Annotated in this window: 19 protein-coding genes and 1 pseudogene; 6 read left to right on the top strand and 14 right to left on the bottom strand. The window is 72.3% G+C overall.

Going from position 1 to position 26,566, the window contains the following annotated elements; genetic code table 11:
• Positions 1-85: 85 nt before the first annotated feature.
• From JKV81_RS02480 to JKV81_RS02455, 6 genes are all read right to left on the bottom strand, one after another.
• The gene (locus tag JKV81_RS02480) at positions 86-1,393 is read right to left on the bottom strand and encodes a cytochrome P450 family protein (protein ID WP_129263845.1); all 1,308 of its coding nucleotides are present in this window, start codon (positions 1,391-1,393) and stop codon (positions 86-88) included.
• Entirely contained in the window at positions 1,390-2,385 is a 996-nt protein-coding gene (locus JKV81_RS02475) for a nucleoside triphosphate pyrophosphohydrolase (protein WP_124277330.1), read from the bottom strand. The genes JKV81_RS02480 and JKV81_RS02475 overlap by 4 nt, the downstream gene beginning before the upstream one ends.
• A gap of 26 nt (positions 2,386-2,411) precedes the next feature.
• Entirely contained in the window at positions 2,412-3,065 is a 654-nt protein-coding gene (locus JKV81_RS02470) for a SurA N-terminal domain-containing protein (protein ID WP_124277331.1), read from the bottom strand.
• 170 nt (positions 3,066-3,235) lie between these two features.
• Positions 3,236-4,798: a serine/threonine-protein kinase gene (locus JKV81_RS02465; protein ID WP_202074823.1), complete on the bottom strand. Its 1,563-nt coding sequence runs from the start codon at positions 4,796-4,798 to the stop codon at positions 3,236-3,238.
• Positions 4,795-5,445, bottom strand: coding sequence for a hypothetical protein (locus JKV81_RS02460; protein ID WP_129263851.1), 651 nt, complete (start codon positions 5,443-5,445; stop codon positions 4,795-4,797). Before JKV81_RS02460 ends, JKV81_RS02465 begins: the two co-directional genes overlap by 4 nt.
• A gap of 98 nt (positions 5,446-5,543) precedes the next feature.
• On the bottom strand, positions 5,544-7,670 hold the full coding sequence (locus JKV81_RS02455; RefSeq protein WP_202074822.1) for an N-6 DNA methylase: 2,127 nt from the start codon (positions 7,668-7,670) through the stop codon (positions 5,544-5,546).
• A gap of 196 nt (positions 7,671-7,866) precedes the next feature.
• Between JKV81_RS02455 and JKV81_RS02450 the strand changes: the two genes are divergently transcribed.
• Entirely contained in the window at positions 7,867-8,697 is an 831-nt protein-coding gene (locus JKV81_RS02450) for a DUF4352 domain-containing protein (RefSeq protein WP_129263853.1), read from the top strand.
• A 49-nt stretch (positions 8,698-8,746) separates the two neighbouring features.
• Here the strand turns inward: JKV81_RS02450 and JKV81_RS02445 are convergent, their stop codons facing one another.
• The 3 genes from JKV81_RS02445 to mfd all read right to left on the bottom strand — a co-directional run bounded on the left by JKV81_RS02445 (position 8,747) and on the right by mfd (position 14,076).
• Positions 8,747-9,496: an N-acetyltransferase gene (locus tag JKV81_RS02445; RefSeq protein ID WP_202074821.1), complete on the bottom strand. Its 750-nt coding sequence runs from the start codon at positions 9,494-9,496 to the stop codon at positions 8,747-8,749.
• Positions 9,497-9,635: 139 nt separating this feature from the next.
• Entirely contained in the window at positions 9,636-10,379 is a 744-nt protein-coding gene (locus tag JKV81_RS02440; protein ID WP_372444055.1) for an HNH endonuclease family protein, read from the bottom strand.
• Between the two features lie 166 nt (positions 10,380-10,545).
• Positions 10,546-14,076, bottom strand: a complete 3,531-nt coding sequence (gene mfd, locus JKV81_RS02435) for a transcription-repair coupling factor (protein WP_129263857.1) — start codon at positions 14,074-14,076, stop codon at positions 10,546-10,548.
• 186 nt (positions 14,077-14,262) lie between these two features.
• Between mfd and JKV81_RS02430 the strand changes: the two genes are divergently transcribed.
• The gene (locus tag JKV81_RS02430) at positions 14,263-14,508 is read left to right on the top strand and encodes a type II toxin-antitoxin system Phd/YefM family antitoxin (protein ID WP_053929133.1); all 246 of its coding nucleotides are present in this window, start codon (positions 14,263-14,265) and stop codon (positions 14,506-14,508) included.
• Positions 14,505-14,878 (top strand): annotated as a pseudogene (locus tag JKV81_RS02425) (type II toxin-antitoxin system VapC family toxin). The gene JKV81_RS02430 and the pseudogene JKV81_RS02425 overlap by 4 nt, the downstream one beginning before the upstream one ends.
• Positions 14,879-14,961: 83 nt before the next feature.
• Here the strand turns inward: JKV81_RS02425 and JKV81_RS02420 are convergent.
• Together JKV81_RS02420 and JKV81_RS02415 are read right to left on the bottom strand one after the other, a co-directional pair.
• Positions 14,962-17,541, bottom strand: coding sequence for an ABC transporter permease (locus JKV81_RS02420; RefSeq protein WP_202074820.1), 2,580 nt, complete (start codon positions 17,539-17,541; stop codon positions 14,962-14,964).
• Positions 17,538-18,326, bottom strand: a complete 789-nt coding sequence (locus tag JKV81_RS02415; protein WP_124277340.1) for an ABC transporter ATP-binding protein — start codon at positions 18,324-18,326, stop codon at positions 17,538-17,540. Before JKV81_RS02415 ends, JKV81_RS02420 begins: the two co-directional genes overlap by 4 nt.
• Before the next feature lie 428 nt (positions 18,327-18,754).
• Here JKV81_RS02415 and JKV81_RS02410 point away from each other — a divergent pair, with 428 nt between their 5' ends.
• The 3 genes from JKV81_RS02410 (at position 18,755) to JKV81_RS02400 (ending at position 22,617) form a co-directional block, all read left to right on the top strand.
• The gene (locus JKV81_RS02410) at positions 18,755-20,371 is read left to right on the top strand and encodes an MFS transporter (RefSeq protein ID WP_202074819.1); all 1,617 of its coding nucleotides are present in this window, start codon (positions 18,755-18,757) and stop codon (positions 20,369-20,371) included.
• A gap of 144 nt (positions 20,372-20,515) precedes the next feature.
• Positions 20,516-21,013 (top strand): DUF485 domain-containing protein, encoded by a 498-nt coding sequence (locus JKV81_RS02405; RefSeq protein WP_129263864.1) that lies wholly within the window; start codon positions 20,516-20,518, stop codon positions 21,011-21,013.
• A gap of 26 nt (positions 21,014-21,039) precedes the next feature.
• The gene (locus JKV81_RS02400) at positions 21,040-22,617 is read left to right on the top strand and encodes a sodium/solute symporter (RefSeq protein WP_129266999.1); all 1,578 of its coding nucleotides are present in this window, start codon (positions 21,040-21,042) and stop codon (positions 22,615-22,617) included.
• Positions 22,618-22,685: 68 nt separating this feature from the next.
• Here the strand turns inward: JKV81_RS02400 and JKV81_RS02395 are convergent, their stop codons facing one another.
• The 3 genes from JKV81_RS02395 to JKV81_RS02385 all read right to left on the bottom strand — a co-directional run.
• A complete protein-coding gene (locus JKV81_RS02395) occupies positions 22,686-24,143 on the bottom strand; it encodes an MFS transporter (RefSeq protein ID WP_129263866.1) in 1,458 nt (485 codons plus the stop codon).
• A 173-nt stretch (positions 24,144-24,316) separates the two neighbouring features.
• Complete coding sequence (locus JKV81_RS02390) at positions 24,317-25,216, bottom strand: coiled-coil domain-containing protein (protein WP_202074818.1); 900 nt, start codon at positions 25,214-25,216, stop codon at positions 24,317-24,319.
• 204 nt (positions 25,217-25,420) lie between these two features.
• On the bottom strand, positions 25,421-26,566 hold a 1,146-nt coding region (locus JKV81_RS02385), incomplete at its 5' end, for an SUKH-4 family immunity protein (RefSeq protein ID WP_236055053.1).

Raw genomic sequence — 26,566 nt, 5'->3', positions numbered from 1 at the left:
TGACATGTGACGGGTGAGTCGAACGGTGAACCTAGCCCTACTCGAACGTGTGTCACAAGTCGATGCAGCGGAGATCACGTGAAAGTCACAGAGTTGACAGGCTGTCACCTTTTCCGGCGGGATGCCCCGGACCGAACTCCACGGGAAGCGTGCGCAGTCCACGCATGATGAGTCCGCCGCGCCAGCGCAAATCGGCAGGATCCGCAGCGAGCCGCAGGTCGGGAAGGCGTCGCAGCAGGGTCGCCAGGGCCACCTGACCCTCCAGCCGGGCCAGCGGAGCCCCCAGGCAGTAGTGGATGCCGTGCCCGTATCCGAGGTGCTGATTGTCACTGCGTGCGAGATCCAGGGTGTCCGCATCCTGGAATCGCTCCGGATCGCGGTCGGCGGCGGCCAGCACCACCAGGACGGGGTCGCCGGCCGCGATGTCCTGCCCTCCCAGGGTCACGGGCTCGGTGGCGTAGCGCCAGGTCGCGAGCTCCACCGGGCCGTCGTAGCGCAGGAGCTCCTCGATGCCCGTGGCGAGCAGGTCCGTCTCCCCGGCCGCCAGCGAGCGCTCCAGGCGCTCACGCTGGGACGGATTGCGCAGCAGCGCGTAGGTGCCGTTGCCGATGAGGTTGACCGTCGTCTCGAAGCCGGCGAAGAGAAGGATGAAGGCCATGGCGGCGGCCTCGTTCTCGCTGAGGTGCTCGCCGTGGTCGCTCGCCCGGATGAGCCCGGAGATCAGGTCGTCGCCGGGATTCTCCCTCTTACGGTGGATGAGTTCGGCGAGGTAGCCGCGCATCTTCTTGACCGACCGGGCCACCCCGCCGCGCGGTCCGCCGCCGTGCCGGATCATCATGCCCGCCCAGTCGCGGAAGTCGTCCTGGTCCTCCCGGGGCACCCCCAGCAGGTCGCAGATGGCGTAGATGGGCAGGGGGAACGCGAAGTCGTGGATGAGATCCGCCTTCCCCTCCTCGATGAACGAGTCGATGAGGCGGTCCGTCAGCTCCTGCACGCGCGGTGCGAACTCCGCGACCCGGCGCGGGGTGAACGCCTTGGACACGAGCCGGCGCAGCCGGGTGTGGTCCGGGGGGTCGATGTTCAGCAGGTGCGTCATCAGCTCCGCCTTGCGCTCGCCCGGGATGCCCGTCTTGCCCTTGGCGTTCGCGGAGCCCGCGTGGTGGGACGGGTTCTTGGAGAGCCGGGTGTCGGCGAGAGCCTGCCGGGCGTCGGCGTAGCGGGTCACCAGCCAGGCCTCGACCCCGCTGGGCAGCTTCGTGCGGTGCACGGGGCTGTGCTCGCGGAGCCAGGCGTAGGCGGGGTAGGGGTCGGTGGCGAACTCCCAGGTGAAGAGTTCGGGTGCTGCGGCTGGTGCGGTGTCGGGCGCGGGGTCCGTGCCGGGGCTGTCGTTCACTCCTCGACGCTATCCGGGGCGGCCCCGGGGCTTCCGAGCCCCTCCGCCGTCCGGATCGCGTCCCGGTAGGCACGGGCGGCGGCCCGCAGGGCGGCCTCCGGGTCGGTGCCGTCCTGTTCGGCCTCCACGGCGAGGGCGAGCAGCCGGTAGCCGATCCCGTCCCCCTCGGGGAGCGCGGCGTCCAGGCCCGCGGCCCGGACCCTGCTGCCGAGCTTGGCGGCCAGCGCGAGTCCGGGCTGGCCGAGCGGCACCCCGTCGGTGACCGACTCGCGCTGCTTCTCGATCGCCTTCGTACGGAGCCAGTGGGCGTGGACGTCCTCCGGGGTCTCGGCGGTCGCGTCGCCGAACACATGCGGATGACGGTGGATCAGCTTCTCGACGATCGTGCCCGCCACGTCGTCGATGCCGAACGGCTCGTCCTGGTCCTCCTGCGCGATCCGGGCGTGGAAGACGACCTGGAGCAGGACGTCGCCGAGCTCCTCGCGCAGTTCCTCGCGGTCGCCGTCCTCGATGGCCTCGACCAGTTCGTACGCCTCCTCGATGGCGTACTTCGCGAGGCCCTCGTGCGTCTTCTGCGAGGTCCAGGGACATTCGAGCCGGATCCGGTCCATGACCTGCACCAGGTCCAGGAGCCGCGCGCCGGGCAGGTCGTACGAACCGGGCAGCAGCTCCAGGTCCGGCATCTGCACCCGGCCCGAACCGCCGAGCCGGGCCAGGCCGTCGGTGAGCCGCTGATCGCCCTCACCGCCGACCAGCACCACCACGGTCCGGCCGCCCGCGCACTCGTCCACCAGCTCCTCGGCCGACGGGACGCCGTGCTCCACGGCCACCCCCGCCTCCCGCAGATACGGCAGCTGCGGGTGGCCGGGCCCGGCGCACAGCACCCGGTCGGCGGCGTGCAGCGTCTGCCAGGCGGGCCAGGACAGCAGACCGGGGGCGACCCGGTGGCTGGCGGTGAGCAGGACGATACGACCGGGGTCTTCAGCGTTCACACCCCGAACCTACCTCCGGGCACGCGTCAGGCGCCCGCCTGCTCCTGCCCCTCGACCGGGGTGACCTGGGTGATCCACGGGGCCTTGTACGTGCTGAGCTGGACCTTCTGGTCGTCCCAGCTGCCGTAGCGCGGGTTGACGTCGATGTGGAGCGCCTTCGACGCCTTGGTGAGGCTCTGGCCGACGGCCTGCACCCCGGCGGGGCTCTGCAGGTCCGCGCCGATCGCCTGGGCGAGCTTCTGGAGCTGGACCTCCTGGCGCAGGCTCGCGTCGATCTGGCCGGGTGCCACCCAGCGCTGCTCCAGCATGCCGGTCCGCACCGCCTCGTCCCCGCCGGACTGCGCGGCGGCGTCACTGCGGATCTGCTGGATCTCCTTACGGCTGACGCTCACCCCCGCGTCCTTCGCGGCACGGTCCAGGACCCGCCCGAAGATCAGCCCGGACAGCTTGACCCGGGTCAGCTGGCCCGACTTCGTCACCAGCTCCTGGGAACGGTCGGACGCCTGCTGCGCGGTGCGCACGTCGGACGCCTGCGCCTGGACCGTGGCCACGTCGATCCGGTCGCCGCCGACCACGGCCGCGGCACCGGGATGGGCCTCGCTCCCGCAGGCGGTCAGGAGCGGCGCCGCGAGGAGCGTGGCGGCGGACAGGGCGAGCGCGGTGCGACGACGGCGGTGCAAAGGAGCCTCCCGGGGAGAGTTTGTGCGTCAGTGCACAAAGCCTTGCAGTGATCGATGTTAGGCAGTGGACGTGATTCGGGCCACTGCTTCGACCAACGATTTCCGGACCGGTCAGTGTGGGGTCGCGGCCGAAATCCCTTCCGGTGCGCCCTTTCCGGCCACCCCCGGCCTCAGACCGAGCCGCGTACGTCCTGGTGGTGGGAGAGTTGCCGGCGGAGCTCCGTGGGGAGCGGGTGGTGCGGCCCGTAGGCGCGCTCCGTGTCGTACAGCAGGGCCTGCAACTGGGCGCGGCCCGCCGCGTGGTCGCCGACCCCGAGCAGGAGGTGCCCGATGCGGTGCCGGATGTCGAAGGCCTGGCCGGGGCCGGAGGGCGTCGCGTAGCCGTTCTCGTTCTCGTAGTAGGGCAGGACGGCGCGGTACTCGGCGAGCGAGGCGGCCGCCTCGCCGAGCTGCTCCAGGCACTGCGCCGCGTCGTAACGGAACTGCAGGGCCTGGGAGTCGGCGGGGCCCGCCTCCGCCGCGCGGTCGTCGGCGAGGCGGCGCAGCTCCGGGAGGGCGCGGCGGTACTGGCCGTCGTCCATCAGCGTGGCCGCGTACTGCTTGCGCAGGATCCGGACGACCGGGGAGTGCTCGCCGTGCTCCTGGGCCGCCGCCGGGAGGATGCCCCCGAGGATGTCGACGGCCTGGGTGATGCGGCCCTCCCCCAGCAGCCGCTTCACGTCGTCGACGGCCTGCGCCACGTTCGGACGGGCGGGCGGCGCCTTGGGTGCGGGAGGTGCCTGCTGGGCGGGTACGGGCGCGGACGCAGGGACGGCCGCCCGGTCGGGCCAGGGGGCGTGCGGGCGCAGGAAGGGGCGGGTCGGGTCGAGGGGACCGGCCGGGGCGCCGCCGGCGGGCAGCAGGGGGCGCAGGGACTCGTACACCTCCTGGGCGGAGTCGGGGCGGTCCTGGGGGTCCTTGGCGAGCAGCCGCAGCACCAGCGCTTCGAGGGCCTCGGGGACCTCGGGCCTCAGGTGCCGGACGGGCAGCGGGGGCTCGTAGAGGTGGCGGTGCAGGACGCCGAGCGCGGTGGACCCGCTGAACGGCACGTCGCCGCAGAGGAGTTCGTGCAGGAGCACACCGAGCGCGTACAAATCGGTGTACGGGCCGACGGCACCGCCCATCGCCTGCTCGGGGGCCATGTAGGCCGGGGAGCCGATCACCGAGCCCGTGTGGGTCAGGCGCGTGGTGTCGGTGTCCATCACGGAGGCGATGCCCAGGTCGAGCACCGTGAGGGTGCCGTCGGGCTTCACCATCGCGTTACGGGGCTTCAGGTCGCGGTGGACGATCGGCACGGCGTGCACGGCGGAGAGCACCGCGCACAGCTGTGCGGCGATCGACACGGCCCAGGGCCACGGGTAGGGGTCGTGCTCGGCGAGGTGGTCGGCGAGGTCGGCGCCCTCGACGTACTGCATGACGAGGAAGAGGTCCTCGCCGTCGCTCCCCGCGTCGTGCACGGTGACCAGACCGGGGTGGTCGACCTGGGCGGTGACCCGGCACTCACGCACGAACCGGCGGCGCAGCTCGTCGGCGGCTCCGCTCCCGGAGGGGCCCGTGACGCGCTCGGGGTGCAGGAGCTTCACCGCGACCCTGCGGTCGAGCCGTTGGTCGTACGCCGTCCAGACCTGGCCCATGCCGCCCTGGCCGAGGATCGTCGCCAGCTGGTAACGCCCGGCGATGACACGCCCGTTCACCTACTGTCACCCTCCTTGCGGAGGTAGTCGCTCAGCTCGTCGAGCTCGGCACGCACCTGGTCGATGCGCTGGGGAGCGGCGGACGGTGTGGTGGGCGCGGGCGGCGCGGGGGTGGGCTGCACGGGGACGGGGCTCCGGTGCGGAGCCGGCGGGTAGCCGGCCGTGGGGGCCGGCGGGGCGGGTGCGGTCTGCCGGGACGCGTGCCCGGCGGACGGGAACGAGGACGCCCCGGGGGCCCCGGCGCTGTAGGGGTTGGCGTACGGAACGGCCTGCGGACCGCCCGGGAGGGGGTGGTGCGCCGCGAAGTGCCGTATCTCCGTGTACAGGTAGTAGGTGACCGCGCCGACGAAGACCACCAGCATCCAGGACAGCATGACGATCGCCTGTCCGTCCGTCATCACGTCGTCCTCCACCGGCAACGCCCCGAGGTACACGATGAGTCCGATGTTCAGCGCCAGCACGAGGCCGAACAGCCACCAGTCGCGCTGCTTGCGGGTGACGATCGCCAGCCGGAGCATCGGCGCCCAGGTGAGGAACGTGCAACTCAGCAGGGCGAGCGCCACGAAGACCACGCGCAGGATGACCAGCGAGGACGAGGACGGACCGCGCTTCGGCTGCTGCTCCGGCGGATAGCCGTAGCCGTGCATGTGCTGCTCCCGGGGAGGGTGGAAGGGACCTGTGCAGTGAGCGTATACACCGGCACGGACAACCGGTCCGGGGTTGTGCACAACCGTTGTGCTTCACGTCATCCCGGAGCGACCGATCCGTCCGTGAGTCCGTCGTACATCCCCTGCACCAGCTGCCCGCCGAGCCGCCCGGCCGTGCGCAGCGCGTCCTCGAAGGCGGCGAGGGCGCTGAACTGCTCACCATACGTCCGCTGTTCGGCCAGTGGCATGCGCGGCACCTGGAGACGGCGTGCGTCGAGCCGGGTCGCGGTGGAGGCGTAGCTGCTCGCCTGCCGGTTGTTGGCGGTGCCGCGCAGGAATCCGGCGAGGAACCAGGCGTCGAGGGCGGCCGGATCGGGGCGCAGGAGCTGGAGGTTGCGGCCGAGCGCGGCCCCGGCGGTCGCCTCGTCGACGACCCTGACGACGGAGGCGCCGCCGGTCACGGGCACGATGACGTCGCCCGGTTCCAGCAGGACCGGTTCGCCCTCCGGGGCCGAGGCCGACGAGCCGGCGGCCGACGGGGCGGAGGGCGAACCGCTGGGGCCCGTCCCGGAGAGGACGTCGTGCTCGGTGAGGACCGGCGCGGTGCCGCTGCCCGAGCCGGTGCCGGTCCGCAGGCGCAGGGCGCCCGCGCGGGCCAGTTCACCGACCGTGGTGAAGGGCCGCCTGGCCTGGTCGCCGGGGGCGGCGGGGGACGGCGTGCGCCGGGCGGTCAGCTTCAGGGTCTCCTCCAGCCGTTCCCGTACGCGCACGAGTTCGGCGGCGGTGGCACCGGAGGCCGGGGGCGGCAGATGGCGGGCGGGGGCCAGGTCCACGTCGTCGTCGAGGAGTTCGATGACGGGGACGGCCCGGCTGGTCCCGGGGCGCTCCTCCACGGGCTCACGGCGCCCCGGCACGTCGAAGGGCGCCCATGCGTCGAGCACGGCGGCGCGCACCGCCGCCCAGTCCAGCCGGTCACGGCCGGACGGGGCGCCCGCGGCCTCGGGCTCCGCCGCGTCGACGACGAGCAGTTCGGGCGCCGGGTGCTGCTCGGTGCCCGGCTTGCGGAGGACCCAGATGTGGAGCGGGATGCCGTACGGGGGCGCGGCGCCGGCGGGCAGCGCGACGACGGCGCGGAGGGCGCCCCGGCGGAGCAGATCGGCGCGGATCCGGCGGCCCGAGCGGCGGGAGGCGGCGGCCGGGGGCATCAGCACCACGGCGGTGCCGCCTTCACGGAGGTGGGCGAGGGCGTGCTGGACCCAGGCGAGTTCGGACTCGGTGCGGGCGGGGAAGCCGTACTCCCAGCGCGGGTCGTAGGCCAGGTCGTCGTGGCCCCAGTTGCGCTCGTTGAACGGCGGGTGGCAGAGCACCGCGTCCACGGTCAGCCCGGGGAACGCGTCGGCGCGCAGGGTGTCACCGGTCCGCACGGCGAGGGCGGGCCCGTCGGCTCCGCCGCCCTCGGAGTGCAGGGCGAGCCGGAGCGCGGTGAGCGCCGCCAGGTCGGGGTCGGCCTCCTGTGCGTACACCGCTGTGGGCCGGCCGACGGCGCACAGCAGGGCGCCTGTTCCGGCGGCGGGGTCCAGGACCGTGCGGGAGCCCCTGCCGCCGTTCTGCCGGGCGGACTCCCTCGCCGGTTCCGCGAGGTCGGCCATCAGCTCGGCGAGACCGGGGGGCGTGAGGGTGTACTGGCGCGGGTTGGCGTCCAGCTGACGGCCGAAGAGGAAGTCGAAGGCCTTCCGCGCACCGGCCTCCGCCGCCAGTTCGGCCACGGCGCGGAGCAGCGGGACGGACGGCAGGAGGGCGGCCTCCGTGGGCGTGGGGACGGCCCGCCCCGCCCCGAAGCGTGCGGTGAGCACATGGTCCAGGGCGGCCGGCAGCACGCCTGCCATGCGGGCGTCCGAGACGGCGGTGATCTCCAGCCAGGCGGTGGGCCGGTCCCTGACGACCAGCAGGGCGCATCCCGCGTGGACGAGCGCGGTCACAGCGCCGTCGGGGTGGCCGGCCACCTGCTGCCAGACCCGCTCGCGTAGCGGCACCTCGGCGAGCTTGCCCTGGTCGCGGAGCCACTCCTCGACCTCGGGAAGCGCGAAGGAGGGGCTGGCTTCGGTGCCCCCGACGGGCTTGGGGAAGTCGGCGTGCCTGCGGCGCCAGTTGCTGACGGCCGCGCGGCCCACACCGGCGAGCCTGGCGATTCCGGCCGCGGTCACCTCGGTCGAGTTATCCGGCACTGGCCTGTCTCCCGTTCCGCGCGCGTCGGCGTCACCTGCTGTGTGGGGGTGAGCATACCGATACCGCCGAGCCACCGGTTCACACAGCAAACCCTGTTGACTCGGTTCACAGGGAATGGTCTTATTGACCCGCCGCACACCGATGCGGTGCGGTGTTCCGCTCACAGTCCCCGTTGTTCCTCGGAAGGGCACAGCCATGTCCCAGTACACGCAGCCGCAACCGCCCCAGCAGCCGTACGCCCCCGCACAGGCGCCGGGCACGCTCCCCGCCCGTAACGGCCTCGGTGTCGCCGCCCTCGTGCTCGGCATCATCGGGACGGTCTCGGGGCTGATCCCGTTCTTCTTCTGGCTCGCGGGGATCCTCGGCCTGATCGCCCTGATCCTGGGCCTGGCGGGGCGGGGCCGCGCCAAGCGCGGAGAGGCCACGAACAAGGGGGTGACGACGTTCGGCGCGGTCCTCGGCCTCGTCGCACTGGTGCTGTCGGTCGTCGGAGCGGTCCTGACGTTCAAGGCCGTGGACGACGTGGTGACCGACATCAACAAGGCGGTCCAGGAGAGTTCGGCCTCCGCGAAGCCGGCGGCGGACGGGGAGGCGGCGGCCGGCGAAGGGGCGGCCGGCGGCACCGAGGGCAAGGACGACGTCCTGAGACAGGGGGACTCCGCCGTGTACGACGACGGGCTGGAGATCACCGTGGGCGCCCCGGCCGCGTACACCGCCGACGAGTTCGCGGTCGGTCACACCAAGGGCAACAGCGCCTGGACGGTCTCGGTCGTCATCGAGAACAAGGGCAAGGAGAAGTTCGACACGGCGCTCGTCGGCGTCGACGCCCGCGCGGGCGAGGACGGTGTGGACGCCGAGCAGATCTTCGACGGACAGATCGGCGAGGGGTTCACCGGCACCGTCCTGCCGGGCAGGAAGATCACGGCGAAGTTCGCCTTCGACGCTCCCGCCGACGCCGCGAACCTGACCGTCGAGGTCGCCCCCGGCTTCGACTGGGACGCGAGCCAGTGGGACCTGAAGCTCTGACCGACGCGGATGCCGGCCCGCCCCCTCAGGGCGGGCCGGCTCTCCGGCGTCAGCCCGTCCGGTGCCGCACCCAGACGTTCGGCTCGACGTAGACGGCGTACCCGTGGGCGGGCGAACAGTGCACCGGCACCAGAGCGCCCGCCACCTCCACCGGCCCCTCCGCGTCGAACGGCAGCCCGGTCCACTCCCGCCACCGGTCCAGCGGCCCGCTCACCGTCATCGACACCGGGGCCACCCCCTCGACGACTCCGCCGGCCCGCACATGGACCCGCAGCCACGGGTCGTACGGCAGTCCGTCCTCGTCCCGGACACGGCGGGCGTACTCCTCCATCGGCACCGCGGGCTCCGCGTGCTTCGCGCTCGGCCTGACCGGGGCGACGAGCTCCCCGAACCCCAGGCGCCGGGCGTTGTCCCGCATCGCGGCCACCATGCGCCCGGAGATGCCCTGCCCGAGCCGCCCGGTCGCCACCGTGATCTCGATCGCGCTGACGGTGTCCGGGGTGCGCCCGTGCCGCAGGTCGGAGAACGCCCACAGCAGCACCTGGTCCCAGCCGCCTTCCGGCAGCCGCCCCCGCCCCGGCGCTTCGAGGGCGAACGGCACGCTGTACCCCCGGGCCACCACGGCGCCCCCGGGGTCGGTGGCCAGGAGCACGAACTCGGGGAACTCGGTGGCTATGCGGGGGAAGTTGGCCCAGCCGACCAGGTCCTCCAGCACGAAAGCGGGCCAGGTGTCGGGCATCTCCCCGAGCGCCCCGGCGAGCTCGGGACGCTCGGCCAGCGTGGTGATCTTCAGGTCCATGCGGCCACGGTATGCACCGCCCGCCCCCGGGCCAACGCATTTCCGGGCCCGCACCGGGCCGGTGACCAGCCAGCCCGCACCGAGCCGGTGAGCACGCCCGCACCGGGCAGGCGGGTCACCGGCCCCGTCAGGGGCGTCCTCAGCGCGTGGGCGCCTCGGTCGGACTGCCGCCGGTGGGCAGCTTCTCGGCGGGGCAGCCGGCCAGCACCTTCCGCATGGCGTCCCGCTCGGCGCCGGTCACCCACAGCCCGTACTTCGCCTTCACCGACACCTGGCCGGCCACATAGGTGCAGCGGTACTCCTTGTTGGGCGGCAGCCAGGTCGCGGTGTCCCCGTCCCCCTTGCGGCGGTTGGTGGACGAGTCGGCCGCCACCAGGTTGAGCGGATCGTTCGCGAAGGCCCGCCGCTTGCCGTCGGTCCACTGCTGGGCGCCCTTCTGCCAGGCGTCGGACAGGGCGACGAGGTGGTCTATGTCCACCTTGCTGCGGCCGCGCTGGAAGGCGATGCGGCCCCCGGTGTACGGATCGGGGTCGAGGACACCACTGAGCACCTTGCAGCCGTCGGCGTCCCGCCGGACCCCGGACAGCTGATGCGCCAGCACGTCGTCCCGGGTGCCGCACCCGTTGTGGTCGGTGTCAGCCCAGGCGGACCCGAACTCCTCACGGGCGTAACCGGTCTTGGGTGCCCGGCCCTTCACCACGAGCCCGTCGACCGCCTTGAGCGCGGTCCCTCCGGCGGCCGGCGCGGTCGTGGTGGCCGAGGGGTCCGGCAGATCGTCCAGGGCCTCGCAGCCGGTCAGGGCGAGCGAGCCGGTCAGGGCCAGCGTCAGCAGCGGGGCCAGGCGGTGGCGGTGCGGGCGGCGTACGGAAGGAAGAGGGGTCACAGCGGTCCAGCGTAGGCCCAGGACGCAAGGGGCTCCACGGTGCGTGCGCGCCCGCCCCACCGCCGTGGCGGCGGCCCCGCCCCGCCGGGGCACGCCCGTCTCACGCTCGCCACCGCACCGCCGGGCCACGCCCTCCGGGCGGACGGCGCCACTTTCAGAACACGCCCTACGACCCCAGGATCGTCGTGAGGAACTCCCCGGTCCACGAGAGGAGTTCGCGCCCCACGACCGGCTTCCCGCCGATCCGGCCCGCCGTCGGCCGCGGCACCAGGATCTGGCGCGTGGCCGGCTTGAAGATCGTCTTCGGGTGCAGCCGCTTCAGCCGCAGCTCCTGCGACTCCCTCAACTCCACCGGTGCGAAGCGGATGTTCGGCCCCTGGAGCACGATCTCGCCCACCCCGCAGGCCCGGGCCAGCATCCGCAGCCCCGCCACCAGCAGCAGGTTCTCCACCGGCTCCGGCAGCTTGCCGTAACGGTCGGTGAGCTCCTCGCGCACCGCCCTGATGTCCTCCTCCGAATTCGCGGAGGCGATCGAGCGGTACGCCTGGAGGCGCAGCCGCTCCCCCGGGGCGTAGTCGTGCGGGACGTGCGCGTCGACCGGGAGCTCGATCTTGACCTCCAGCGGCGGCTCCTCCTCGACCCCGCCGTCCACGGCCGCCCGGTAGTCGGCGACCGCCTCGCCGACCATCCGGATGTACAGGTCGAAGCCGACCCCCGCGATATGACCGGACTGCTCCCCGCCGAGCAGGTTTCCCGCCCCGCGGATCTCCAGGTCCTTCATCGCCACGTACATGCCCGCGCCCATCTCGGTGTGCTGGGCGATCGTCGCCAGCCGCTCGTGCGCGGTCTCGGTGAGCGGCTTCTCCGGCGGATACAGGAAGTAGGAGTAACCCCGGTCCCGGCCACGGCCCACCCGGCCGCGCAGCTGGTGCAGCTGGGAGAGGCCGAAGTTGTCGCCGCGCTCCACGATCAGCGTGTTCGCGTTGGAGATGTCGATGCCGGACTCGACGATCGTCGTCGAGACCAGCACGTCGAACCGCTTCTCCCAGAAGTCGACGACGACCTGCTCCAGCTGGCTCTCGCCCATCTGCCCGTGCGCCGTCGCGATCCGCGCCTCCGGCACGATCTCCCGCAGCCGCGCCGCCGCCCGGTCGATGGACTCGACCCGGTTGTGGATGTAGAACACCTGGCCCTCACGCAGGAGTTCACGCCGCACGGCCGCGCCGATCTGCTTCTCCTCGTACGGCCCGACGAAGGTGAGGACCGGGTGCCGCTCCTCGGGGGGCGTCGTGATCGTCGACATCTCGCGGATGCCCGTGACGGCCATTTCGAGCGTACGGGGGATGGGCGTCGCCGACATCGTGAGCACGTCCACGTTGGCGCGCAGCTTCTTCAGCTGCTCCTTGTGCTCGACGCCGAAGCGCTGCTCCTCGTCGACGATGACCAGGCCCAGGTCCTTGAACTTCGTCTCCGACGAGAACAGCCGGTGCGTGCCGATGACCAGGTCCACGGACCCGTCCTTCAGCCCCTCCAGCGTCGCCTTCGACTCGGTGTCGGACTGGAAGCGGCTCAGCGCCCGCACGTTGACGGGGAACTGGGCGTACCGCTCGGTGAACGTGCCGAAGTGCTGCTGGACCAGGAGCGTCGTGGGCACGAGGACGGCGACCTGCTTGCCGTCCTGGACCGCCTTGAAGGCGGCGCGCACCGCGATCTCCGTCTTGCCGTACCCGACGTCGCCGCAGATCAGCCGGTCCATCGGGACGGACTTCTCCATGTCCTCCTTGACCTCGGCGATCGTGGACAGCTGGTCGGGCGTCTCCGCGTACGGGAAGGCGTCCTCCAGCTCCCGCTGCCACGGGGTGTCGGGGGCGAAGGCGTGGCCGGGGGCCGCCATCCGCGCCGAGTACAGCTTGATCAGGTCGGCGGCGATCTCCTTGACGGCCTTCTTGGCCCGCTGCTTCGTCTTCGTCCAGTCGGCGCCGCCGAGCCGGTGCAGGGTCGGGGCCTCGCCGCCGACGTATTTGGTGACCTGCTCCAGCTGGTCGGTGGGGATGTAGAGGCGGTCACCGGGCTGGCCGCGCTTGGCGGGGGCGTACTCGACGAGGAGGTATTCGCGGGTCGCGCCCTGCACGGTGCGCTGCACCATCTCGATGTAGCGGCCGACGCCGTGCTGCTCGTGGACGATGTAGTCGTTCGTCTGGAGGGTCAGCGGGTCGACGGACTTCCGGCGGCGGGCCGGCATCCGCCCCAGGTCCTTGGTGGCGGTGCGCTGCCCGGTCAGGTCCGTCTCGGTGAGCACGGCCAGCTTCAGCGCCGGGTCGACGAAGCCGTGGTCGATGGCGCCGCAGGAGACATGGACGAGCGACGGTGTGATCTCGGCCAGGTCCTGGTCGAGGCGGGCCGGGATGCCCTCGCCGCCGAGCACCTCGACCGTGCGGGAGGCGGGGCCCTGCCCCTCGGTGACGTACACCGTGCGCCAGCCCTCGGCGAGCCACCCCTTGGTGTCTGCGAGGGCCCGGGCGGTGTCGCCGCGGTACGTCTCCGGGGCGTGCATCCCGAGCTTCAGGGAGTCCCCGTCGAGCTCCTCGTCGGCGGCGAACGGGGAGGTGGACCACCACATCATGCCCAGCTCACGGGCCCGGTCCCGGACGTCCGCGATGCCCCACAGGGAGGCCGCGCCGACGTCGATCGGGGCCTCGCCGCCGCCCGCGGTGGCCGCCCAGGACGCCTGGAGGAACTCCTGGCTCGTCGCGACGAGGTCGGCGGCCCTGGTCCGCACCCGCTCCGGGTCGCAGACCAGCGCCATCGAGCCCTTCGGCAGGACGTCGAGCAGCAGCTCCATCTCGTCGACGAGCACCGGCGCGAGGGACTCCATGCCCTCGACGGCGATCCCCTCCGCGATCTTCCCCAGCAGTTCGCCCAGCTCGGGGTGGGCCTCGGCGAGGGCCGCGGCCCTGGTCCGTACGTCCTCGGTGAGCAGCAGCTCACGGCAGGGAGGGGCCCACAGCCCGTGCTCGGCGACCTCCAGGGACCGCTGGTCGGCGATCTTGAAGTAGCGGATCTCCTCGACGTCGTCGCCCCAGAACTCCACGCGGAGGGGGTGCTCCTCGGTCGGCGGGAAGACGTCCAGGATGCCGCCGCGCACGGCGAACTCGCCGCGCTTCTCGACCAGCTCGACCCGGGCGTACGCCGCTGCCGCGAGCGCGTCCACGACCTCGCCCAGATCCGCGCTCTGCCCGCTGCTCAGCGCGACGGGCTCCAGGTCTCCGAGCCCCTTGACCTGCGGCTGGAGCACGGAGCGCACGGGCGCGACGACCACGCTGACCGGGCCGGTCTCCGGGTCGTCCTGCCGGGGGTGCGCGAGGCGGCGGAGCACGGCGAGACGGCGGCCCACGGTGTCCGAGCGGGGCGAGAGCCGCTCGTGGGGCAGGGTCTCCCAGGAGGGGAACTCCGCCACGGTGTCCGGCGGCAGCAGGGTCCGCAGCGCGGCCGCCAGATCCTCCGCCTCCCGGCCGGTCGCGGTGACGGCCAGCACCGTGCGCCCGGCGTCCCGGGCCAGCGCGGCCACGGCGAAGGGGCGCGCGGCGGGCGGGCCGACCAGGTCGACATGGGCCCGGTGGCCGTCGGAGGCGGCCTTCACCGCTTCGGAGAGCGCCGGGTCGGTGACGACGACATCCAGCAGACCGTGCAGGCTCATGAAGGTTCCGTCCGGTGGGGCGAGTGGAGCAACGCGAAGGACCCGACACGTGGCACGGGCCGGGGGCTCCAGCGTACGACGCCGGTGTGTCACTCGCGCGAGGGAACGCCGTTGTCCGTACGGAGGCGGCGGCGGGGCTAGCCTTAGTCCGGCAGCTAGTCCACCTGTGGTCCCTGTGAGGCAGTCATGGAAGCAGCCCGGCAGTACAACGTGCACGAGGCGAAGACCCACTTCTCGCGCATACTGCAGCAGGTCGAGACGGGCGAGGAAGTCGTGATCAGCCGGGCCGGGGAGCCCATCGCGAAGGTCGTGCCGCTGCGGTCCAAGGTCAACCGGACCGACTACGGCGCACTCCGGGGACAGATCCACATCCCGGACGATTTCGACGAGCTCCCGGACGACATCGCCGAAGCCTTCGGGATGCGCGGATGAGGCTGCTTCTCGACACGCACGTCGTCCTGTGGTGGCTGGACGCCTCGCCGGAGCTTTCCGAGGACGTCCGGGACCTCCTGCGCACCGAACCCGAGGTTCATGTCAGCGCCGCGACACCGTGGGAGATCGCGGTCAAGCAGAACCTCGGGAAGCTCGAAGGCGCAGCGGATCTCGCCGAGCGGGCCAGGGACATGCAGTTCAAGCCCTTGCCTGTCACGGCGGAGCACGGCGTCAAGGCCGGCCGCCTCCCCCGCTCCACCGTGACCTGTTCGACCGCATCCTCGTCGCCCAGGCCCAGACGGAGGGGCTGACGGTCGTCACCCGGGACAAGTGGATTCCCCAGTACGACGTGCCGGTCATGCACGCCTGACGAAGGCGGCGGGACACGAACCGGCCCCGGGGCGTTTGGAGGAACGCCCCGGGGCCGGATCAGTCATCCTACGGCGGGCTCCGTCACCCGTCCGTGGCGATCGCGTTCAGGACGTTCATCCGGCCGGCCCGGAAGGCCGGGACCAGGGCGGCGAACAGTCCGACGAAGGCCGAGGCGACGAACACGGTGAGGATCGTCGGCCACGGGATCTCCAGGACCCCGAGCCCCTCCAGGGCCAGCAGCTTCTGGGCCGAGGTGCCCCAGCCCATGCCCAGGCCGAGTCCGAGCAGCGCCCCGAACAGGGCGATCACGACGGACTCCAGCCGGATCATGCGGCGCAGCTGGCGGCGGGAGAGGCCGATCGCCCGCATCAGGCCGATCTCGCGGGTCCGCTCGACCACCGAGAGGGCCAGGGTGTTCACCACACCGAGCACCGCGACGATGATCGCCAGGGCGAGCAAGCCGTACACGATGTTCAGCAGCTGGCCGATCTGGTCCTTCAGGTCCTCCTTGAAGTCGGCCTGGTTCTGCACCTTGTACTGCGGGTACGCGGCGAGCGAGCTCTTGAGGGCCGCGTAGGCCTCCTTCTCCTTGCCGTCCTCCGCCGCCGCGAACATGATCATGTTCCCGGGCATCCGGTCGGCGGCGACGTGACGCTCGGCCGTGGTGACGTTGATGTACATCGCACCCTGGTCGACGCTCGTGTCGTCCGAGGTGATCGCGGCGACCTTCAGCTTCGCGGTGTCGCCGGCCTTGAACGCGACGGTGAGCTCGTCGCCGACCTCGATCTTGTGCAGGGCCGCGTAGTCCGAGCCGACCGACATGGAGTCCGCGCCGTACGCCTTCTCCAGGTCACCGGCGACGGTCTCGCGCCGCAGGTCCTGCGGGTAGGTCGGGTCGGCCGCGGTGACGTGCTCGTCCGCCGTCGAGCCGTCGGGGTTGGTGAGCTTCGCCGCGAGCACCTTGTAGTTCGTCACGTGCTCGATGCCGGGCACCTTGCCGATGGCGTCGGCGGCCTGCGGCACGATCAGCTGGCCGGTGTTCGACTGGACGATGAAGTCCGTGCCGACCGACTTGTCGAGCTCGTCGGTGGCCGAGGCGACCATGGACGAGCCGACGACCGACAGGCACGCCACCAGGGCCAGACCGATCATCAGGGCGGCGCCGGTCGCTCCCGTACGCCGGGGGTTGCGCAGGGCGTTGCGCTCCGCGAGCCGTCCGACCGGGCCGAACAGCCGCAGGACCACGACGCCGAGGACCCGGACGACCGCACCGGCGAGCAGCGGCCCGATCACGATGAAGCCGATGAGACTGAGGACCACCCCGAGGCCGAGGTAGAGCGAGCCCTCGCTCGCTTCGTCCACCCGGGTCGCCGCCCACAGGCCCGCGGCGCCGCCCCCGGTCAGGACCAGGCCGATGCCCGCCCGGATCCAGCCGGACGTGGCGTCCGCCGGGGTGCCGGCGTCCCGCAGCGCGGCCATCGGGGAGACCTTGCCGGCCCGGCGGGCCGGGACGTACGCGGCGAGGACGGTGACGACGATGCCGAGCGCCAGCCCGGTCACCGGGGTCGTCCAGGCGATGGTGAGGTCCTTGGTGGACAGCTCCATGCCGATGGCGCCCATGAGCTTCATCAGCCCGACGGCGAGACCGATACCGGCCGCGACGCCCAGGACCGATCCGACGACGCCCAGGAGCACCGCCTCGACGAGGACCGACCGGTTGACCTGCTTGCGGCTGGAGCCGATGGCCCGCATGAGGCCGATCTCGCGGGTGCGCTGGGCGACCAGCATCGAGAAGGTGTTGACGATGAGGAAGATGCCGACGAGGAAGGCGATCCCGGCGAAGCCGAGCATCGCGTACTTCATGACGTCCAGGAAGGAGCCCATGGAGTCCTTGTTGGCGTCCGCGGCCTCCTTCTGGGTCTGCAGCTTGTACGCGGCCGGGTCACCCAGCGCGGCGGCGACGCTCTTCTTCAGCTCGGTGTCCCCGACACCGGCTTCCGCGGTGACCGAGACGTGCGTGAAGACGTCCGGCGCGCCCAGCAGCTTCTGCTGCGCGGTGGCGGTGTCGAGGTAGACGACGGCCGCACCGGGGTTGGTCACGGTGAACGCGGCGATCCCGCTGATCTTCGCCTTGATGTCGCCGGTGACGGCGATGGTGCGCACCTCGTCGCCGAGGGTCAGGTGGTGCTTCTCCGCGGTGTCGGCGTCGATCATGGCCTCGGTGGGCCCGCGCGGGGCGTGGCCGGAGGTGATCTCCATGGAACGCAGGTCGTTGTCGGTCCAGTTGCCCGCGATGGTCGGGGCACCGGTGTCGGAACCGAGGTTCTTGTTCCGGCTGTCGACGAGCGTGACGGCCATGCTGCTGACCGCGCCCTCGGCCTTCTTCACCCCGTCCACGCCGGCGACCTCGGCGACGACGGAGGCGGGCAGCGACTCGGGCTTGCCGTTCTCCGGGACGTCGGTCACCTCGGCCGCCTTCGGGCTGACCGTGACATCGGCGGACGTCGCCGCGAAGAGCTTGTCGAAGGTGGTGTTCATGGTGTCGGTGAAGACGAGCGTCCCGCAGACGAACGCCACCGAGAGCAGGACGGCGACGGCGGAGAGCGCCATCCGCCCCTTGTGCGCGAGGAAGTTGCGCATCGAGGTCTTCCAGACGGTCATGACGTCCGCCCGCGCGCGTCGAAGTCCTTCATGCGGTCCAGGACCTGCTCGGCCGTCGGGTTCCGCATCTCGTCGACGATGGAACCGTCGGCGAGGTAGAGGACCCGGTCCGCGTAGGAGGCGGCCACCGGGTCGTGGGTGACCATGACGATGGTCTGGCCGAGCTCGTCGACCGACCTGCGCAGGAAGGACAGCACCTCGGCGCCGGCCCGCGAGTCCAGGTTCCCGGTGGGCTCGTCACCGAAGATGATCTCGGGGCGGGCGGCGAGCGCCCGGGCCACCGCGACGCGCTGCTGCTGGCCGCCGGAGAGCTGGGTGGGCCGGTGCTTGAGCCGCTCGGCTAGACCGACGGTCTCCACGACCTGCCGCAGCCAGGCCGCGTCGGGCTTACGGCCCGCGATGTCCATGGGCAGCGTGATGTTCTCCAGCGCGTTGAGCGTGGGGAGCAGGTTGAACGCCTGGAAGATGAAGCCGATCCGGTCCCGGCGCAGCTGCGTCAGCTTCTTGTCCTTGAGACCGGTGATCTCGGTGTCGGCGAGGTGGATCTGACCGGAGGTCACCGTGTCCAGGCCCGCCAGGCAGTGCATCAGCGTCGACTTGCCGGACCCGGACGGGCCCATGATCGCCGTGAACTGCCCGCGGACGATGTCCACATCGACATGGTCGAGCGCCACGACCCGGGTCTCCCCCGCCCCGTACGCCTTGACGACCTGCCGCGCCCGCGCAGCGACGGCCGTACGCCCTCCAGTGTCCCCGTGCCTGGGAATGGTTACAGCCGTTGTCACGGTTTATCTCCTATGTCGGTCGATGCGCGGACGTCTCTGTGTACGTTCCGAGTCTCGGGTGAAGAGGGGTTCCGGCGCGCTGGTGCCCGGCGCAGTCTTCGAGGGGGGTTTCCCCCACCCCGCTCCCTGCGGCCGGCCGCATCGCGGTGCGTTCCCCGGCGTGCCCGCGGTGCGATCCACGGCCTGTCCGTGGTCTGTTCGCGTCCTGTCCGCAGCCGGTCCGCGGCCTGTCCGCGGTGTAAGAACACGTTAAGGAACCGGGCCCCGTTCCCTCGTCCTCCGGCGGGAGGAACGGCCCCCGGGCCCAGGTACGGTGCTCCCCCTAGGGGTCGGGGCCCCCGGGACGGGACCTGAGTAGGGGGTCTCACCCTTCGGCCTCCGCCTCCCGCACGCCCACCGGCGGTGAGACAGTGTCTTCCGGGAAATAGATGCATAGGGAAGGGACCCCTGTGGGCGGCACGGACGGCACCGGCGGTACGGACAGCCCGGAAGCGGTACGCGGGGAGGCCGCCCCGGAGACGGCACCGGCCACCGACCGGGGACGCCGCCCGGTCGCCGCGGCCCTCATGCTGGGCATGGGGCTCGCCGCCATCGACGGCACGATCGTGGCGACCGCCGTCCCGCAGATCGTCGGCGACCTCGGCGGGTTCTCCGTCTTCTCCTGGCTCTTCTCCGGCTATCTCCTCGCGGTGACCGTCACCCTTCCGGTGTACGGGAAGCTCTCCGACACCTTCGGCCGCAAGCCCGTCCTGATCGCCGGCATCATCCTCTTCCTGGCCGGCTCCCTGCTCTGCGCCGCCGCCTGGAACATGGCCGCCCTCATCGCCTTCCGCGTCGTCCAGGGGCTCGGCGGCGGCGCCCTCCAGGGGACCGTGCAGACCATCGCCGCCGACCTGTACCCGCTCAGGGAACGGCCGAAGATCCAGGCGAAACTCTCCACCGTCTGGGCCACTTCGGCCGTGGCGGGGCCCGCGGTCGGCGGGCTGCTCGCCGCGTACGCGGACTGGCGCTGGATCTTCCTGATCAATCTGCCGGTCGGCGCCGTCGCCCTCTGGCTGGTGGTCCGTCATCTCCACGAGCCCGCCCGGCCGCGCCCCGCGACCCGCCCCCGTATCGACTGGGCGGGCGCCCTCGCGGTCTTCGCCACGGGCGCGCTCCTGCTGACCGCGCTCGTGCAGGGCGGTGTCGCCTGGCCCTGGCTCTCGGCCCCCTCGCTCGGGCTGCTGGGGGCGACCGCCGCGCTGGCCGTCCTGACGGTCGTCATCGAGCGCCGCGCCGCCGAACCCGTCATCCCCGGCTGGGTCTGGCGGCGCCGCACCATCGCCTCGGTCAACCTCGCCCTCGGCGCGATGGGGCTGCTCATGGTCGCCCCGACCGTCTTCCTGCCGACCTACGCCCAGTCCGTCCTCGGACTCGGCCCGATCGCCGCCGGGTTCGTCCTGTCCGTGATGACCCTGAGCTGGCCGGTCGCCGCCGCCCTATCCGACCGGGTCTACAACCGCATCGGCTTCCGCCGTACCGCGATCACCGGGATGTCCGGGGCGCTGCTGGTGCTGCTCTGCTTCCCGCTGCTGCCCTACCCCGGCGCCGCCTGGCAGCCCGCCCTGCTCATGCTGCTGCTCGGCGCGACGCTCGGCCTCTTCCAGCTCCCGCTGATCGTCGGGGTCCAGTCGACGGTCGGCTGGACCGAGCGGGGCACGACGACCGCGTCCGTGCTCTTCTGCCGCCAGGTCGGCCAGAGCGTGGGCGCCGCGCTCTTCGGCGCCGTCGCCAACGGTGTCCTCGCCTCCCGGTTGGCCTCCTCCCCGGTCCCGGGGCTGCCGGGCGACCTGGACGCCGTCTCGCACGCCCTCGACGACGCGGGGGCGCTCTCCGCCGCGGCGACGGACTACCTGCGGCGGGCCGTCGACACCGCCGTGGACCACGTGTTCACCGGTGCTGCGGTCGCCGCCGTCCTCGCCCTGCTGGTGCTGATCTTCGTGGCCCCGCGCCGCTTCCCGGTCCTGGACGAGCACGAGAGCGCTCCCCCGGCGCCGAAGGACTAGACAACTGGCGTGTTACCTACGGTAGTTCGTCCGTAACCCTCCCCCTTGGCGATACCCGCGAGTAACGTACGCGCTCCCACCAGCGCATCCGCGCACCTGCCTTGCAGCCCGCCCCCGGGCCCGAGCCATGCAGGGAGCACCGCCATGCCGCACGACTCGCAGCCACCCCCACCCCGGCAGCCCCCGTACCCCCACCGCCCGGCCCGCCCCCCGTACCCCGGCGACTACCTCATGCCCTGGCAGAGCTGCCCGCCGCCACGGCCCCGCCGCACCGCGCCCGCACCGGCCCCCGCCCCGGCGCCCGGGAACCACAGCGACCTGCGACGGCTGCGCACCGCCTACCGTCTGCTGCGCCGCGTCTCGACCCTCACCGCGCTCGGCTACTTCACGCTGTTCCTCCTGCTGTCCGGCTACGCCCCGGGCCTGATGACCCGTCCGGTCGGCGACGGCGGGCTCACCACCGGCCTCCTGCTGGCCGTGTGCCAGCTGCCCGTCGCGCTCGTCTCCATCGCGGTGTACGAGTGGACCGCCCGCCGCACCGTCGACCCGCTCAGCGCCGGCCTCCGCGACCGGGCCGCCCGCCGGCACCGCACGGGCGGCCCCGCACCGGTACAGGACCGCAGGAAGGGGGCCGGCCGGTGAACGGATTCGACGAGTCCGCCCGGTCGATGTCCCTGACCGCGTTCATCGCCGTCGCCAGCCTCACCCTGCTGCTCTGCGTCATGACCGGGCCCGACCGCGACGACCTCGACGCGTTCTACACCGGCTACCGCGCGCTCTCACCCCTGCGGGGCGGCCTCGCCATCGCCGGTGACTACCTCTCCGCGGCCACCGTCCTCGGCACCACCGGAGTCATCGCCCTCACCGGCCACGACGGCCTCGTCCTGGCCCTCAGTACGGTGCTCTCCCTGGTCCTGCTGATGTTCCTGCTCGCCGAACCCCTGCGCAACGCGGGCCGGTTCACCATGGGCGACATGCTCACCCGGCGGGCCCCCGGCCGGGCCGCCCGCATCGCCTCCTGCACCGTCACCCTCGCCGCGCTGCTGCCGCTGATGGTCGTCCAGCTCGCCGGCAGCGGCGATCTGCTCGCCTTCGTCCTCGGCTTCGACAGCTCCGGATTCCGCACCGGATCCATCATCGCCCTCGGCGTCGTCATGATCGGCTACGCGGCCATCGGCGGCATGAAGGGCACCGCCCTGATCCAGATCGTCAAGACCGTCGTGCTGCTCGGGGCCGGGCTCCTCGTCTCCGTGCTCGTCCTCGACCGCTTCGGCTGGGACACCGGCGCCCTGCTCCGCGCCGCCGAGACCGGAAGCGGCGCGGGCGCCGCCTATCTGCGCTCCGGCCTCCAGTTCGGCGGCAGCGACCTCGACATGATCAGCTCCGAACTGACCGTCGTGCTGGGCGCCGCCTGCCTGCCCCACATCACCATGCGGATGACCAGCCTCCGCGACGCCCGTTCGGTCCGCCGCTCCCTGTCCTGGGCCGTCGGCGTCGTCGTCTGCCTCTGTCTCCTGCTCGCCGTCATCGGCTTCGGGGCCGCCGCGCTCGTCGGAGGCGCACGCGTCACCGCCGCCGGGGCCCAGGGGAACAGCGCCGTCCTCCAGGTCACCGGCGCCGTCGCGGGCGCGGGCGAGGCCGGGGCGCTCGTCGTCACCACCATGACCACGGCGATCTTCCTGACCCTGCTCGCCTCGGTCGCCGGAATGATCCTGGCCTGCGCCAACTCGCTCGCCCACGACCTGTTCGCCCACGGCCGGCGGGGCGGCCGGCCCCTGGCACCCCGAACCGAGATGGCCACGGCGCAGGGCGCGGCGATCGGCGTCGGCGCGCTCGCCGTCACCCTCGCCGTCCTCACCCGGCACTGGAACGTCCAGGCGCTGGTGACCCTGTCCTTCTGCGTCGGGGCGTCCGCCATCGCCCCCGCGCTCGTCTACAGCATGTTCTGGCGCCGCTTCACCCGCACCGGGCTGCTCTGCACGCTCCTCGGCGGCACCGCCTGTGTGTTCGTCCTGATCACCGGCACCAACCTCGTGTCCGGGTCGCCCGGTTCGGTCTTCCCCCACCGCGACTTCAACTGGTTCCCGCTCACCACGACCGGTCTCGTCTCCATCCCCTTCGGCTTCCTGGCCGGGTGGCTGGGCACCGTGTGCGGACGGGACGCGGACGCGGCGGGACAGCGCCGCCAGTACGAGGCCGTCGAACCCTGGATCCTGGCGGGAGCCCCGCCCGCGGGACGGACGTGAGACGGGCCCGGCCCCGGCCCCCGCAGGGGTCGGAGCCGGGCCCGCCGGCGTACGGGGCGTGAAGCGGGTCAGCCCTTGAGCGCGGCCACCTCGGGCGAGGCGGACGAGTCGGCCGACTCGCCGGAGGCCGCGGAACGGCGCGCGGCCGGGATGAACGCGGCGATCGCCGCGGCGACGACCGCGACACCGCAGCCGAACATCAGGCCCGTACGGAACCCGGCCTCGGAGGTGAAGCTGTAGCCGGCCGTCTCCGTGGTCATCTGGGCGAGGAGCGCGCCGATCACGGCGGCGCCGATCGAGGTGCCGAGCGAACGCATCAGGGTGTTGAACCCGTTGGCGGCGGCCGTCTCGGACAGCGGCACCGAGCTCATGATCAGGGCGGGGATCGCACCGTAGGCGAGACCGACACCGCTGCTGCTGATCATGAGGAACAGCATCAGGCCCCAGGCCGACCCCATCAGGAGGATCCCGATCCCGTACGCGGCGGCGATGACCAGCACACCGGAGATCAGCGTGAACTTCGGGCCCCGGGCGTCGATCAGCTTCCCGCCGAGCGGGGAGACGATCATCATCATGAGACCGCCGGGCGCCATCCACAGACCCGCGGCGAGCATCGACTGGCCCAGGCCGTAGCCGGTGGCCTCGGGGAACTGGAGGAGCTGCGGCGCGATCAGCATGCCGGCGTACATGCCGAAGCCGACGAAGAGCGACGCGACGTTGGTGATCAGGACGCGCGGGCGGGCCGTGGTGCGCAGGTCGACCAGCGGGTCCTTGGTCCGCAGCTCCCAGAAGCCCCAGACGAGGAGCACCACGACGGCGGCGGCGAACAGGCCGAGCGTGGTCGTGGAGGCCCAGCCCCACTCGGCGCCCTTGGAGACGGCGAGGAGCAGGCAGACCAGGCCGACGGCCAGGCCGAGGGCGCCGGGTACGTCGAAACGCTGCCCCTTGGCGCCGGCCGGGACGTCCGGGATGAGGAACCAGATCAGGGAGAAGATGATCAGGGCCAGGACGGCCGAACCCCAGAACAGCACCCGCCAGTTCGCGTACTGGGCGACCGCCGAGGCGATCGGCAGGCCGAGGGCGCCGCCGATGCCGAGGGAGGCGCTGACCAGGGCGATGGAGGAGCTCATCTTCTCCTTCGGCACCACGTCACGCAGCAGGGCGATGCCGAGCGGCACCATGCCCATGCCCATGCCCTGCAGACCACGTCCGACGATCATCGGGACGACGGAGGTCGCGAGCGCGCACACGACCGACCCGAGGAACAGCGGAACGGCGCAGGCGAGCAGCATCCGGCGCTTGCCCAGCAGGTCGCCCAGCCGCCCGGAGACCGGCACGCACACCGCCGAGACCAGCAGAGTGGCCGTGATCACCCAGGCGGCGTTCGAGGACGTGGTGTCGAGGAGCTTCGGCAGCTCCGCGATCAGCGGGGTGACCAGGGTCTGCATGATCGCCGCCACGGTGCCGGCAAAGGCGAGCGTGGCGATCACACCGCCTGATCTGGCTGTCGGCTGGGGGGCATCCATGAGGGTGGAACTCCTAGGGGGTCGGTGGTGCGTTCTACGCGATGACGATGTGCATCGTACATGTTCAATGTGTCATACACGTTATGTGCCCAGTGCACATCTCATGGTGTGGCGAAACGGACACCGGGAGGGCACCCCCAGGGGCACCCTCCCGGCGCGAAGCCCGCGGTCCCTCAGTCCCCGGCGGAACCCGCCACCGCGCGCCCCGTCAGCGCCGCCAGCGAGTTACGTACGTGCGCCATGTGCGCCTGCACCTCCTCGCGGCCCTCCTCGTGCTCCCGCAGGATCCGCTCGGTCTCCCGCACCACGCGCTCCTCCGCCATCCGCGCCCCCGACAACAGCTCGGCGGCCCGCGCCTCGGCGTCCTCCTGACCGTGCCGGGCCGCCTCCTCCGTCTCCGCGAGCTCCCGCCGCGCCGCCGCGAGCAACGCCTCCCCGCGCGCCGTCAGCTCCGCCTCACGCTCCGCCGTCGCGGCCTCCGCACGGGCGATCTCACCGTCCGCCGCCTTGCCCCGCTCGGTGTGCTCCTGCTCCTGGTGCGCCAGCACACCCGCCGTACGGCGACGGGTCTCGGCCATCTCCGCCTCGGCGGCCCCCCGTACCTCACCGGCCTCCTGGCGCGCCTCCTCCACCAGCGCCCCGGCACCGTCCCGCGCCTGGGCCAGCACCTCCTCCGCACGGGCGTCCGCCGCGGCCCGGACCGCCTCCGCCCGCGCACGCGCCGCCTCACGGACCTCCCGGCCCGCCGCGTCCGCCGCGTCCCGCAGCGCCTGCGCCTCCTCCAGCGCCGCACCCCGCGCCGCCTCCGCCTCGGCCTCCGCCAGAGCCAGGATCTGCCGCGCCCGCTCCCCCAGCGACTGATACGTCTGCGGCGGGAGCGAGGCCACCACCTCGGCCAGCCGCGCCGACTCCGCCGCCAGTTCCTCGGCCCGCGCCGTCAGCAGGGAGAGCCGCTCCAGCGCCCCGTCCCGCTCCGCGGACAGCGAGGCCACCATGCGGTCCACCTGCTCAGGACGGTAACCACGTCCCCGTACACCGACAAAACCGTGCGCGGACACCGGTCCACCACTCATCCCTGAAGCCCTCTTTCCCGCTCTCCGACCTCACGACCATGAAGCAATAGGTCAAGGATGCGGTAATTGGCCCGGAAGTCGGAATCGATCAGCTGTATTCAGGACCGAAGCGACCCGCATCACAGAACTCCACACAAAAGGCGCCCGCCCCATCACGGGACGAGCGCCTCTCGTACACAATCAGTCAGATCCGATCGGACCGGGTCACAGCAACCCGTCCCACATCTGCTCCAGCAGAACCGACCACCAGCCCTCCGGCGACGCCAGCGCCGCCGGATCGATCGCCACCAGCTGCGCCTGGAAATCGACCGTCCACCGGCCCGCCTGCTCCGGATTCAACCCGAACCGCAGCCGCCACATCCGGCCCAGCAACGCCATCGACCGCACGAACTCCGGCAGACCCGTGTTCACGAACTGCGGCGGAACCGGCTGACCACCCGGACCCGCCTCCACCGGAACGGCCACGATGTTCGCCGTCCCGTACTGCACACAGATCGCCCGGCCGAAGTCCGAACCCATCACCAGGTACGAACCCGCGTCCGACGCCGGCTGCACCTGCCGCTGCGCCGCCAGCTCCGCCAGCGTCGGCACCACCGGATGCCCCGGCTGCGCCCAGAAGAACGGCCCGAAATCAACGGGCAGCCCCGCCCACATCAGCGTCCGCGCCACCACCTCGGGCACACCCTGACGGGACACCGCCCGCTGGTCGAAACGCAGCACACCCTGCGGACCGAACGCCCCCAGCATCTCCTCCGCCAGCGCCTCCGGAGGCACCGCCATGGCAGGCGGCATCTGCGGCAACGGCGCCCGCACCGGAGCCGGCCGCGCCGGACCGTCCGCCACCTGGTGCAACTCACCCTGATGCGTCAGCAGATGCTGCATGCCCTGCTGCCGGCTCGCGTGATCCGTCCCGTACGGCGCGACACTCGTGATCCGCACCTGCGGCCACGTCTCCCGGATCATCCGCGCGCAGTAACCACCCGGCAGCTCACACGACTCCAGCTCCGTGTGCAGCTCGATGACCTGCTGCGGCGGCACGTTCATCCCCCGCAGCTCATGCAGCATCTGCCACTCCGGATGCGGAGTGCCCGGCGCCGAACGCCGGATCAGCTGCTGCTCACTGCCGTCCGCAGCACGGAAGCGCAGCACGGCCTGATAGCCCGGACCGACCGTCGGCTGCCCCGTCGGCTGCTGCGGATAGCCGTACGCACCGGGAGGCGGCGGCGGAGTGTGCGGGCCCTGGGGCGGAGCCCCGGGAGGACCGGGAGGCGCCGGCGGACCGGGAGGACGCGGCGCGTTCGGGCCACCGATACTCGCGTCCGCGAACATCGTCGCGGCATGGTGCACCCC

This window comes from Streptomyces silvae (assembly GCF_016745505.1).
Classification (GTDB): domain Bacteria; phylum Actinomycetota; class Actinomycetes; order Streptomycetales; family Streptomycetaceae; genus Streptomyces; species Streptomyces silvae.
This window is presented reverse-complemented; position numbering and strand designations above follow the sequence as displayed.